Source organism: Pseudomonas sp. SK (assembly GCF_012975065.1).
Lineage (GTDB): Bacteria > Pseudomonadota > Gammaproteobacteria > Pseudomonadales > Pseudomonadaceae > Aquipseudomonas > Aquipseudomonas anuradhapurensis.
Genome location: NZ_CP051857.1, coordinates 1869507 through 1882242, shown reverse-complemented (window position 1 = coordinate 1882242; position 12736 = coordinate 1869507). Strand labels below are relative to the sequence as shown.

General features: G+C 65.4%; 8 protein-coding genes. 3 read left to right on the top strand and 5 right to left on the bottom strand.

The window, feature by feature from the left end:
* Positions 1-66 precede the first annotated feature (66 nt).
* Both HG549_RS08615 and HG549_RS08610 read right to left on the bottom strand, forming a co-directional pair.
* Complete coding sequence (locus tag HG549_RS08615) at positions 67-1065, bottom strand: FAD:protein FMN transferase (protein ID WP_170029102.1); 999 nt, start codon at positions 1063-1065, stop codon at positions 67-69.
* Between the two features lie 177 nt (positions 1066-1242).
* Positions 1243-2706, bottom strand: coding sequence for a glyceraldehyde-3-phosphate dehydrogenase (locus tag HG549_RS08610; RefSeq protein WP_170029101.1), 1464 nt, complete (start codon positions 2704-2706; stop codon positions 1243-1245).
* A 166-nt stretch (positions 2707-2872) separates the two neighbouring features.
* Between HG549_RS08610 and mfd the strand changes: the two genes are divergently transcribed.
* The 3 genes from mfd to HG549_RS08595 are packed head-to-tail and all read left to right on the top strand — an operon-like array spanning position 2873 to position 10217.
* A complete protein-coding gene (gene mfd / locus HG549_RS08605; protein WP_170029100.1) occupies positions 2873-6322 on the top strand; it encodes a transcription-repair coupling factor in 3450 nt (1149 codons plus the stop codon).
* A gap of 9 nt (positions 6323-6331) precedes the next feature.
* The gene (locus HG549_RS08600) at positions 6332-6904 is read left to right on the top strand and encodes a CsiV family protein (protein ID WP_170029099.1); all 573 of its coding nucleotides are present in this window, start codon (positions 6332-6334) and stop codon (positions 6902-6904) included.
* Between the two features lie 4 nt (positions 6905-6908).
* Positions 6909-10217, top strand: a complete 3309-nt coding sequence (locus tag HG549_RS08595) for a DEAD/DEAH box helicase (protein ID WP_170029098.1) — start codon at positions 6909-6911, stop codon at positions 10215-10217.
* 126 nt (positions 10218-10343) lie between these two features.
* Here HG549_RS08595 and nagZ read toward each other — a convergent pair whose 3' ends face one another.
* From nagZ to HG549_RS08580, 3 genes are read right to left on the bottom strand one after another with little or no spacing between them, the layout of a single operon-like run.
* Positions 10344-11342 (bottom strand): beta-N-acetylhexosaminidase, encoded by a 999-nt coding sequence (gene nagZ / locus HG549_RS08590; RefSeq protein WP_170034102.1) that lies wholly within the window; start codon positions 11340-11342, stop codon positions 10344-10346.
* A gap of 22 nt (positions 11343-11364) precedes the next feature.
* On the bottom strand, positions 11365-11889 hold the full coding sequence (locus HG549_RS08585) for a L,D-transpeptidase (RefSeq protein ID WP_170029097.1): 525 nt from the start codon (positions 11887-11889) through the stop codon (positions 11365-11367).
* A 40-nt stretch (positions 11890-11929) separates the two neighbouring features.
* Positions 11930-12637, bottom strand: coding sequence for a TetR/AcrR family transcriptional regulator (locus HG549_RS08580; RefSeq protein WP_170029096.1), 708 nt, complete (start codon positions 12635-12637; stop codon positions 11930-11932).
* Between the last annotated feature and the right edge of the window lie 99 nt (positions 12638-12736).

The following is a 12736-nucleotide window of genomic DNA, read 5'->3' as shown; positions in this document are numbered from 1 at the left end:
GCCAATTTTGCCCGCACTACATGTGGTTCACCCACTCCCTGGCGGCGATCATCCCTGCTTGTGCTTTCACTCGCCTTTCACTGCCCGTTCGAACGCGGGCGTAGCTCGGGAGACGAAGCCACCCTCGACCCGAGTCACCAGCACCGCAGGCAGGCCATGCGCCACGGCAAAATCCCAACCGCGTTGCGGGCCCAGGATCAACAGCAGCGTCGAATAGCCGTCTGCCCGCAGTGCCGAGGCATCGAGCACGCTGACCGCGGCCAGGTCGTGCTGCACCGGGCGCCCGAGGCGGGCATCGAAGGTGTGCGAATAGCGCCGGCCATTGTCCTCGAAATAGTGCCGATAGTCACCCGAGGTTGATACTGAAAGGCCATTGAGCGGAATGATCTGCCGGGCGATCTGGCGGTCTTCGCGGGGCAGCTCCAGGGCGATGCGCCAGGGGCTGCCGTCAGGCTTGCGGCCGACCGCCTTGAGCTCACCGGTCGCTTCGGCGACGAAGCTGGCGACACCCATGGCCTGCAGGCGCGCAGCGATCAGGTCGACGGCATGGCCGGCGGCCATGCTGTTGAAGTCGAGCTGCACCGGGGCGTCCTTGCACAGGGCCTGGCCCTGGATGTGCAGGTGCCGGTAGCCGACACGCTGGCGCACCCGCGCCAGGGCCTGCGGGTCGGGCACCTGCGCGTGGCGCGCCTGGGGGCCGAAGCCCCACAGGTCGAGCAACGGCTCGACGGTGAGGTCGAAGGCGCCATCGCTCTGCTCGGCCAGTTGCTGGCCCAGGCTGACCAGTTCGAGCATGTCGGCCGGCAGGGCCAGGCACTGGTTGGCGGGCAGCAAGTTGAACTGGCTGACGGTGGAGTCGCCGCGGTAGGTTGAGTAGTGCTGATCGATGCCGTTGAGGATGGCCTCGACCGCCGCCTGGACTTGGGCCGGCGCCGGGCCGCCAGGCTCGCGGACGTACTGGATGCTGTAACTGCTGCCCATGGTCGGGCCACCCAGGCGTTCGACGGTCGGGCCCTGGTTACAGGCGGTCAGGAGCATCAGGATGAACAGAAGGGCTCTGCGCAAAGGGTGGGTTCTCGGTGGCTGTGCTGGCCTTATCGCGGATAAATCCGCTCCTACAGGATATGCTCCGCCTGTGTAGGAGCGGATTTATCCGCGATAAGGCCAGTACAGACAAGACAAATTCTGGATAAAAAAACGGGAACCCGAAGGTTCCCGTTTTTTCATTGCCTTACAAGCGAATCAGCGCGGAAACGCTGGCGGGTTCACACCGGCCATCTCTTCCATCACGCGAACCACCTGGCAGCTGTAACCGAATTCGTTGTCGTACCAGACGTACAGGACAACACGGTTATCGTTGGCGATGGTTGCTTCAGCGTCGACCACACCGGCGTGGCGCGAGCCGACGAAGTCGGTCGAAACCACTTCCTGCGAGCTGACGTAGTCGATCTGCTTGTGCAGTTCCGAGTGCATGGCGGTCTGGCGCAGGTACTCGTTGATCTCGTCGCGCGTGGTGGGCTTTTCCAGGTTCAGATTCAGGATAGCCATCGAAACGTTCGGCGTCGGTACGCGAATGGCGTTGCCGGTCAGCTTGCCCTTGAGCACTGGAAGTGCCTTGGCGGCAGCAGTGGCGGCGCCGGTTTCGGTGATGACCATGTTCAGCGGCGCGGCACGGCCACGGCGGCTGCCCTTGTGGAAGTTGTCGATCAGGTTCTGGTCGTTGGTGAACGAGTGAACGGTTTCGACGTGGCCGTTGACGATGCCGTACTGGTCGTTGATGGCCTTGAGCACCGGCACGATGGCGTTGGTGGTGCAGGAAGCGGCCGAGATGATCTTGTCATCGGCAGCGATGTCACCGTGGTTGATGCCGTGCACGATGTTCTTCAGCGCGCCCTTGCCAGGTGCGGTGAGGATCACACGGGCAGCACCCGGGCAGGCCAGGTGCTGGCCCAGGCCGTCGGCATCACGCCATACGCCGGTGTTGTCGACGATCAGCGCGTTTTCGATGCCGTACTGGGTGTAGTCGACTTCGCTCGGGCTCTTGGCGTAGATCACCTGGATCAGGTTGCCGTTGGCGGTGATGGTGTTGTTGGCTTCGTCGATGGTGATGGTGCCATCGAACGGGCCGTGCACCGAGTCACGGCGCAGCAGGCTGGCACGCTTGACCAGGTCGTTCTCGGCGCCCTTGCGCACGACGATGGCACGCAGGCGCAGGCCGTCGCCGCCACCGGTCTTCTCGATCAGGATGCGCGCCAGCAGGCGGCCGATGCGGCCGAAGCCGTACAGGACAACGTCGGTGCCCTTGCGCGCCGAAGCGTTCTGCTGGCCAACCACTTCGGCCAGTTCCTCACGGACGAACTGCTCGGCAGTACGGCCATTGCCTTCCTGCTTGAACTTGTTGGCCAGCTTGCCGAGGTCGACCGAGGCGGCGCCCAGCTTCAGCTCGCTCATGGCCTTGAGCAGGGGGAATGTCTCGTGGACGGACAGTTCGGTTTCGTCGGCTTGACGATGGCGCGCAAAGCGGTGCGCCTTGAGGATCGAGATAACCGAACGGTTGATCAGGCTACGGCCATAAATCGAGCTCACCACATTGTTGTTGCGGTAGAGCTGACCGATAAGCGGGATCATCGCTTCAGCCAGGGCTTCACGATCGATCCACTCACCAAGACACTGGTCGGGCTTCTGAGTCACGGGAACCTTCCACATGTAGGGACAGAAAAAAGGGGCTACATTATGACGCCCCAACGCGTAACCGGCAATGAGCGCCTGTCGCGGCACGCGCGCCAGCGTTCATGCCCTTTCGAGCCTGACAGCCGGCACCGTCACCGGTACAATCGATCTCTTTGCCGCAACGCTTGGAGTGCAATCTCCCGTGTCAGTTCTGCGCCTACCGCAAATGTCGGCCACGGCCGGCAAACAAACCTGGGGTAATCTGCCCGGAGCCGCCCTCAGCCTGGCCATCGCCGAGGCCGCCAGCAGCGCGGGCCGCTTCACCCTGCTGCTGACTGCCGACAGCCAGGCAGCCGATCGTCTGGAACAGGAACTCCGCTTCTTTGCCCCGGACCTGCCGGTGCTGCCGTTCCCCGATTGGGAAACCCTGCCCTACGACCTGTTCTCACCGCACCAGGACATCATCTCCCAGCGCATTGCCAGCCTGTACCGCTTGCCGGAGCTGAGCCATGGCATCCTCGTGGTGCCGGTCACCACCGCCCTGCACCGCCTGGCACCAACCCGCTTCCTGCTGGGCAGCAGCCTGGTGCTGGACGTCGGCCAGACCATCGACGTCGAACAGATGCGCACGCGCCTGGAAGCCAGCGGCTATCGCTGTGTCGATACCGTCTACGAGCATGGCGAGTTCGCCGTGCGCGGGGCGCTGATCGACCTGTTCCCGATGGGCAGCAAGCTGCCCTACCGCATCGACCTGTTCGATGACGAGATCGAAACCCTGCGCACCTTCGACCCCGAGACCCAGCGCTCGATCGACAAGGTCGACTCGGTACGCCTGCTGCCGGCGCGCGAGTTCCCGATGCAGAAAGAGGAAGTGACCCGCTTCAAGGCGCGCTTTCGCGAACGCTTCGATGTCGACTTCCGCCGCAGCGCGATTTTCCAGGACCTGGCCAGCGGCATCATCCCCGCCGGTATCGAGTACTACCTGCCGCTGTTCTTCGAAGAAACCTCGACCCTGTTCGACTACCTGCCGGCCGACACCCAGGTGTTCTCGCTGCCCGGCGTGGAACAGGCTGCCGAGCATTTCTGGAACGACGTGCGCGGGCGTTATGAAGACCGCCGTGGCGACCTGAGCCGGCCCTTGCTGCCGCCCGCCGAGCTGTTCCTGCCGGTGGAAGACTGCTTCGCCCGGCTCAAGCAATGGCCACGGGTGGTGGTCAGCAGCGAGGACCTCGAGCCCGGGGTCGGCCGCGAACGCTTCCCGGCGCGCGCACTGCCCAACCTGGCGATCGAGGCCAAGGCCAACCAGCCGCTGGCCGAACTGGCCAAGTTCCTCGACCAGTTCCCTGGCCGGGTGCTGTTTACCGCCGAATCGGCGGGCCGCCGCGAAGTGCTGCTGGAGCTGCTTGAGCGGCTGAAACTGCGCCCCCAGGGCGTCGAGGGCTGGGCCGACTTCATCACCGGTGCCGAACGCCTGGCGATCACCATCGCCCCGCTGGACGATGGCCTGCTGCTGGACGACCCGGCCGTCGCCCTCATCGCCGAAAGCCCGCTGTTCGGCCAGCGCGTCATGCAGCGCCGCCGCCGCGACAAGCGTGGCGAAACCGCCAACGACGCGGTGATCAAGAACCTCACCGAGCTGCGTGAAGGCGCACCGGTGGTGCACATCGACCATGGTGTAGGCCGCTACCTGGGCCTGGCCACCCTGGAAATCGAAGGCCAGGCCGCCGAATTCCTGACCCTGGAATACGCCGAGGGCGCCAAGCTGTACGTGCCCGTGGCCAACCTGCACCTGATCGCCCGCTACACCGGCAGCGACGATGCCCTGGCGCCATTGCACCGGCTGGGTTCGGAGGCCTGGCAGAAGGCCAAGCGCAAGGCTGCCGAACAGGTGCGCGATGTCGCCGCCGAACTGCTCGACATCTATGCCCGCCGCGCCGCGCGCAAGGGCTATGCGTTCGCCGACCCGGCCGCAGATTACGCCACCTTCAGCGCCGGCTTCCCGTTTGAGGAAACCCCGGACCAGCAGGCTGCCATCGAAGCCGTGCGCGCCGACATGCTCGCGCCCAAGCCGATGGACCGCCTGGTGTGCGGCGACGTCGGCTTCGGCAAGACCGAAGTGGCCATGCGCGCGGCATTCATTGCCGTGCACAGTGGCCGCCAGGTGGCGGTGCTGGTGCCCACCACCTTGCTCGCCCAGCAGCATTACAACAGCTTCCGCGACCGCTTCGCCGACTGGCCGGTGACCGTGGAGGTGATGAGCCGCTTCAAGTCGGCCAAGGAAGTGGCCGCCGCCGCCGCCGACCTGGCCGAAGGCAAGATCGACATCCTCATCGGCACCCACAAGCTGCTGCAGGACGACGTGCGCTTCAAGGACCTGGGCCTGGCCATCATCGATGAAGAGCACCGCTTCGGTGTGCGCCAGAAGGAACAGCTCAAGGCCCTGCGCAGCGAGGTGGACATCCTCACCCTCACCGCCACGCCGATTCCGCGCACGCTGAACATGGCCGTGGCAGGCATGCGCGACCTGTCCATCATCGCCACGCCACCGGCGCGCCGCCTGTCGGTTCGCACCTTCGTCATGGAGCAGAACAAGAGCACGGTCAAGGAGGCGCTGCTGCGTGAATTGTTGCGCGGCGGCCAGGTGTACTACCTGCACAACGATGTGAAAACCATCGAGAAATGCGCCGCCGACCTTGCCGAACTGGTCCCCGAGGCACGCATCGGCATCGGCCATGGGCAGATGCGCGAGCGCGAGCTGGAACAGGTGATGAGCGACTTCTACCACAAGCGCTTCAACGTGCTGGTGGCCTCGACCATCATCGAAACCGGCATCGACGTGCCCAGCGCCAACACCATCGTCATCGAGCGTGCCGACAAGTTTGGCCTGGCCCAGCTGCACCAGTTGCGCGGCCGGGTTGGCCGTAGCCACCACCAGGCCTACGCCTACCTGCTGACCCCGACCCGGCAGAAGGTCAGCGCCGATGCCGAGAAACGCCTGGAGGCGATCGCCAACACCCAGGACCTTGGTGCCGGCTTCGTGCTGGCCACCAACGACCTGGAAATCCGCGGTGCCGGCGAATTGCTGGGCGAAGGCCAGAGCGGGCAGATCCAGGCAGTGGGCTTCACCCTGTACATGGAAATGCTCGAACGCGCAGTCAAGGCGATTCGCAAGGGCACCCAGCCCAACCTGGAGCAACCGCTGGGCGGCGGCCCGGAGATCAACCTGCGCCTGCCGGCGCTGATCCCCGAGGACTACCTGCCCGATGTGCACGCACGGCTGATCCTGTACAAGCGCATCGCCTCGGCCGCCGACGAAGAAGGCCTCAAGGACCTGCAGGTGGAGATGATCGACCGCTTCGGCCTGCTGCCCGAGCCGACCAAGAACCTGATGCGCCTGACCTCGCTCAAGCTGCAGGCGGAAAAGCTCGGCATCAAGAAAGTCGATGCCGGCCCCAATGGCGGCAAAATCGAGTTCGAGGCCGAAACCCCGGTCGACCCGCTGCCCCTGATCAAGCTGATCCAGGGCCAGCCCAAACGCTACAAGTTCGAAGGCGCCACCCAGTTCCGCTTCCTGGTACCGATGGAACGCCCCGACGAACGCTTCAATACCCTGGAGGCGCTGTTCGAGCGCCTGACCCCACAGCCTGCTTAAGGAAGATCCATGCGTGCCATCCGTTGCCTGACCCTGCTGCTGGCGCTGTTCGCCCCGGCCGCCTTCGCCGAAGGCCTGTATCAGGTGGAAATGATCCTGGTGCGGCAGAACAGCGTGCCCGCCTTTACCAGCCCGTTTGCCCCGGAAAACTGGAGCGCCGGCGCCCCGCGCCTGGAAAAGGACGCCGAGCGCCGCCCGGCGCTGGAAGACGAAGCCACCCGCCTGGAAGCCACTGCCGACTACACCGTGCTGATGCACAAGGCCTGGCAGCAGCGGGTTGGCAGCGAACCCAGCCGCATCGCCCTGGGCGAAGGCGCCGAGCAGTTCGGCCACTTCCCCATCGAAGGCAACCTGAGCATCACCGAGGGCCGCTTCATCGCGGTCGAGGCCAACTTCTGGGTCAACCAGCTGGACGGCAACGGCAGCGTGCTGCAAAGCGAGCAGTTCAAGCAGAGCAACAGCAACGTCAAGGGTGGGCAGTTGACCTTCCTTGACGGCGGGCACCTGGCGCTGCTGCTGAAGGTGACGCCACCGGGCACGCCGAAGATGCCGGTGATGGACCCGGAGATGATGGAGCAGTGATGCAATGAGCCGTGACGCTCTGCAGTTGCTGCGTGAGTACCCGAACTGGACCCAGTCGTTCACCGGCCCGGTCCTGCAGCGCGGCGAGCGTTATGCCCGGGAAGAGCGGGTAAAGATCGAATACTGCAGCGGCGCGCTCATCGAAGCCAGCTGTCGTGGCAGCGAGGGCAGCACTTATCGGCAGAAGATCACCCTCACCGCCTTGGCTGGCCGCTGCCATGTACGCGGCCAGTGCAGTTGCCCCGTCGGGCACAACTGCAAGCATTGCGCCGCCGCGCTGTTGGTCCTGGGCGAACAACAGGCCACGGCGAGAAGTGACGGTGACGCACTACCGGCCAACCTGCAGCGCTGGCTGAAAGGTCTCGAACAGCCTGCGCAGGAGCCTGCCGAAACCCAAGACAAACGCGGGCGCATGGTTTGCTACCAACTCCTGCTGACCGACGAGCCCGGCTGCGCGCTGCGGGTACGCAAAGGCACACGCGAAGACCAGGGGCTGCGCTATAGCCGCGTGCAGTCACTCTACGATTTCCTTTACGAACCCCCGCGCTTCGTCAAGGAAGACGATATCCGCATCTTGCGCCTGCTTTCGGCACTCAATCAGGCCGGCAGCCAGGACCGCGGCTACCAGCTCAAAGGCCGGGAAGGCGGCGAGCTGTTCCAGCGCGCGCTGCATACCGGCCGCATGCTCTGTGACGAAAACAAGCCCCTGCTGCGCGAGGGCCCTACGCTTGCGGCCGAGTTCCGCTGGGTACGGCTGGACAATGGTCACTATCGGGGCATCTGGTACCACGGTGAAACGCCGCTGAACTGCGTGATTGCGTTGCTGCCACTTTACTATTTCGACTTCACCGGCAGCGTGGTGGGCAAGCTCGAGCACAGCCTCGATCCGCATATTGCCCTGCAACTGACCATCGCTCCTGACGTTCCGGAACATCTTGTCGTGCCCCTCAGCCACAAGCTCAACGCCTTGAACCACCAACTGCCTACGCCGACCACGCTGGACGAACAACTCATTGACGACCTGCAGCCCAGCCCGTGCCTGACCCTGGGCAGTCTCGAATTCAGCGCCTACATGCCCAAGACCGGCCGCATGCAACGGCAGATGCAACACCGTGCCGCGCTGGCCTTCGACTACGACGGCCTGCGCGCCAGCGGCAGCGACGACAAACCGCTGACCCGCCTGGTCGGCGACACCTGCCAGCGCATCCGCCGCCAACCCCAGGCCGAGCAGGCACTGCGCAAGATGCTGCGCGACCTTGGTTTCAAGGCCGCCACCCGGCAGAGCAAGGCACTGCCTGACAGCGCCGGCGAAATGCTCCAGCTGCCCGATGACGAAGCCTGGCTGCAGTTTGCCCGCGAGGGCCTGCCGCGCCTGCGCGAAGCCGGTTGGCACATCGATATCCACCGCGACTTCGCCTTCAACCTGCAGGAGGTGGACGACTGGTACGCCAGCATTGACGAAGCACCCGGCCATGAATGGTTCGACCTGGAGCTTGGCATCGTGGTCGATGGCCAGCGCCACAGCCTGTTGCCGATCGTGCTGCAACTGCTGCGCAGCAACCCGGAACTGCTGCGCCCCAGTGAACTGGCCCGGCGCAGCGATGACGAGCACCTGCTGCTCGACCTCAACCGCGGGCGCCTGGACGCCCCGGCCTTGCGCGTCGCCCTGCCCTACGGGCGGATCAAGGCGGTCATGGGCACCCTTGGCGAGCTGTACCTGCACGAAGATGCCACCGGCCCAGCGCTACGCCTGGACCGCGCCGACGCCGCGCGCCTGAACGAAATCGAAGGGCTGCCACTGCATTGGGAAGGCGGCGAGCATGTGCGCGATCTCGGCCGCCGTCTGCGCGATGCCCGCGACCTGCAGGTGCAACCACCGGCCGGCCTGCAAGCCAGCCTGCGCCCTTACCAGCAACAGGGCTTGAACTGGCTGCAGGCGCTGCGGGAAATGGGCACCGGCGGCATCCTGGGCGACGACATGGGCCTCGGCAAGACCTTGCAGGCGCTGGCACACCTGCTGCTGGAAAAGGCCTCCGGCCGCCTGCAAACACCGGCCTTGGCCGTCATGCCCACCAGCCTGATACCGAACTGGCTCGACGAAGCGCAACGCTTCGCCCCCGGCCTGCGGGTACTGGCCCTGCACGGGCCAGGGCGCAGCAAGCACTTCGCCAACCTGCACGCTTATGACCTGGTGCTGACCACCTATGCCCTGGCCCCCCGCGACCTCGAACACCTGCGCGCCCAGCGCTGGCACGTGCTGGTGCTGGACGAGGCGCAGAACATCAAGAGCAGCACCAGCAAGGCCGCCCTGGCCGTGTGCGAGCTGCAGGCCGGCCAGCGCGTGTGCCTGACCGGCACGCCGATGGAAAACAACCTCGGCGAGCTGTGGTCGATCTTCCACTTCCTCATGCCTGGCTGGCTGGGCGACCTGAAACGCTTCAACCAGGACTACCGCACGCCGATCGAGCGCCACGGCGACAGTGAGCGCATGGCCCACCTGGCCAAGCGCATCCGCCCGTTCCTGCTGCGCCGTACCAAGGAGCAGGTGGCCACCGAGCTGCCGGCCAAGACCGAGATGGTGCACTGGGTCGAGCTCAGCGATGCCCAGCGTGACACCTACGAGGCGGTGCGAGTGGCCATGGACAAGAAGGTCCGCGACGAAATCGCCCGCAATGGTGCCGCACGCAGCCAGATCGTCATCCTCGACGCCCTGCTCAAGCTGCGCCAGGTATGTTGCGACCTGCGCCTGGTCAAGGGGGTGGAGAGCAAAGGCAACCAGGCTGACAAGGGCAAGCTGGGCGCGCTGCTGGAAATGCTCGACGAGCTGCTCAGCGAAGGGCGCCGGGTACTGCTGTTTTCACAGTTCACCTCGATGCTGGCGCTGATCGAGGAGGAGCTGCACAAGCGCAAGATCCGCTACAGCCTGCTGACTGGCGATACCCGCGACCGGCGCACGCCGGTGCAGCAATTCCAGCAGGGTGACAGCGAAGTGTTCCTGATCAGCCTCAAGGCGGGTGGCGTGGGATTGAACCTGACGGCGGCCGACACGGTGATCCACTTCGACCCCTGGTGGAACCCGGCCAGCGAAAACCAGGCCACTGATCGCGCCTATCGCATCGGCCAGGACAAGCCGGTGTTCGTGTTCAAGCTGATCACCCGGGGCACGGTGGAAGAGAAGATCCAGCTGTTGCAGCAGGAGAAAGCTGCGCTGGCGGCGAGCCTGCTCGATGGCGGGCAGGCCGGGCAATGGCGCCTGGGGGATGAGGAGATCGAGGCGCTGTTTGCGCCGCTGCCCGGGAAGCGCGGGCGATAGCCCAGATTCCTTCACTGCCTGTACCGGCCTCTTCGCGGGCACGCCCGCTCCCACAGGTACGGCACCGCCCTTGAGGGCACTGATATCCCTGTGGGAGCGGGCGTGCCCGCGAAGGGGCCGACGCGGTCAGTCGACCAACTGCGCTTCCTTCAACGCCCCCAACGCCTCCAGCCACCGCGGCTGCTGGCGATAGTCGGTGCGCGCAAAGCCACGCCCGCGCATCCGCGCAATCCGCGGCGAGGGCTTGACCTTCATCCGCTGGGCCGCGCTCAGCGCCAGCTCTGCCGCCGCCCGGTCGTTGCACACCAGCCCCATGTCGCAGCCCGCAGTCAACGCCGCCTCGATCCGGCTGGCCGCGTCGCCGACCACATGCGCACCGGCCATCGACAGGTCATCGCTGAAGATCACCCCGTCAAAGCCCAGCTCGCCACGCAGGATGTCCTGCAGCCAGCGCCGCGAGAAGCCGGCCGGCTGGTTGTCGACCTGCGGGTAAATGACATGCGCCGGCATCACTGCCGCCAGCTGCCCGCTCAAGCGAGTGAACGGCACCAGGTCGGCTTGCCGCAATTGCTCGAGGCTGCGCTCGTCGGTGGGGATTGCCACATGCGAGTCCGCCTCCGCCCAACCGTGGCCCGGGAAGTGTTTGCCACACGCCGCCATGCCCGCAGCATTCATGCCACGGATGAACGCCCCGGCCAGTTGCGTCGCGCGCAGCGGGTCACCCTCGAAGGCGCGGCTGCCGACCACCGCGCTGCGCTGGTGATCCAGGTCGAGCACCGGGGCAAAGCTGAGGTCCAGGCCAACCGCCAACACCTCGGTCGCCATCAGCCAGCCGCACTGTTCGGCCAGGTACTCGGCGTTATCGTTGTCGGCCAGCGCACGCATGGCTGGCAGGCGCACGAAACCCTGGCGCAAGCGCTGCACACGGCCGCCTTCCTGGTCCACCGCCAGGATCAGGTCGGGGCGGATGGCGCGAATGGAGGCGCACAGCTCACGCACTTGGCGTGGGCTGTCGACGTTACGGGCAAAGATGATCAGGCCAGCCACTTCAGGCTGGCGCAGCAGGTGACGGTCTTCGGCGGTCAGCCATTTACCGGCGATATCCACCATCAAGGAGCCTTGCAGGCTGACAGTCATGGGAAATCCTTCATTGGAGACTGAGAGAAGCCCACTGGGGGCAAGCGGCCTGCTCGATGCGCACCAGGCAATGGGCCGGCACGCGCTCGAACAGGCTGAGCAAATCGGTGTTGCGCAGGCGTATGCAGCCATGGGACAGCGCTACGCCCATGGGTTCCGTATCCGGGGTGCCGTGCAGGTAGATATAGCGGCGGAAGGTATCGACCGCGCCAAGGCGATTGACCCCGGGCTCGCAACCGCTGAGCCAGAGGATGCGGGTGAGGATCCAGTCCCGGCCGGGGTACTGCGCCTGCAACGCCGGCGACCACACCTCGCCGGTCCAGCGCCGCCCGGCCAGTACCGCATTCAACGGCAGGCCTGCGCCGATCTTTGCCCGCACCTGGTGCAAGCCGCAAGGCGTGCAGCCCGAGCCGTTGCGCTCGCCGGCACCGTTGCGCGCGGTGGAAACCGGCAGGCGCAGGCATAGCTGGCCACGGCTGAAACCGTACAGGCACTGGTCGGCAAGGGAAATGTGCAGCAGATCGAGATCGGACATGGGCGCTAGCTTAGCCGAAGCGCCCTGCCCCGCCCAGCCTTCAGGCCTTGGCGGTGACGGTAGCGGACTTGCTGCGCGGGCGTAACTGGGCGGTGGCCATGGCCTCGTCGGTAACGCCACTATCGGCACGCATGCCGGCCGCCAGGAAAGGCACCATCAGGCGCATTACCTGCTCGATCGAGGTGTTGATGCCGAAGTCGGTTTCGGCGATCGCGCGCAGGGCCTTGATACCGGACATGCTGAAGGCTGCGGCACCAAGCATGAAGTGCACCCGCCAGAACAGCTCCAGCGGCGGGATACGCGGCGCGGCCTCGTTGACCAGCAGCATGTAGCGGCGGAACACCTTGCCGTACATGTCTTCCAGGTAGCGCCGCAGGTGGCCCTGGCTCTGGCTGAAGGCCAGGCCCAGCAGGCGCATGAAGATCGACAGGTCGTTGTTGCTGCGGGGCTGCACGGCCAGGGCCTGTTCCACCAGCATCTCCAGCAGCTCTTCGAGGCTGGGCTTGTGCTCCGGTTTTGCCTGGCGCCGCTCCAGCTCGCGCTCGAGGCTGGCGCAGAATGGCCCGAGGAAGCGCGAGAATACCGCCTGGATCAGGGCCTTCTTGGAGCCGAAGTGATAGTTGACCGCCGCCAGGTTGACCCCGGCCTTGCTGGTAATCAGCCGCAACGAGGTCTCGGCGAACCCCCTTTCCGCGAACAGCTGCTCGGCAGCATCGAGAATGCGTTCAACGGTTTCCGATTGGGCCATGACTACTCCGACTACTCCGCCAGACAAACAGGTGTTTGAAACATACGTTTCAGCCCTGCTTCTGTCAAGGCTCGGTGACCGGTCGGTCGCCATTAAAAG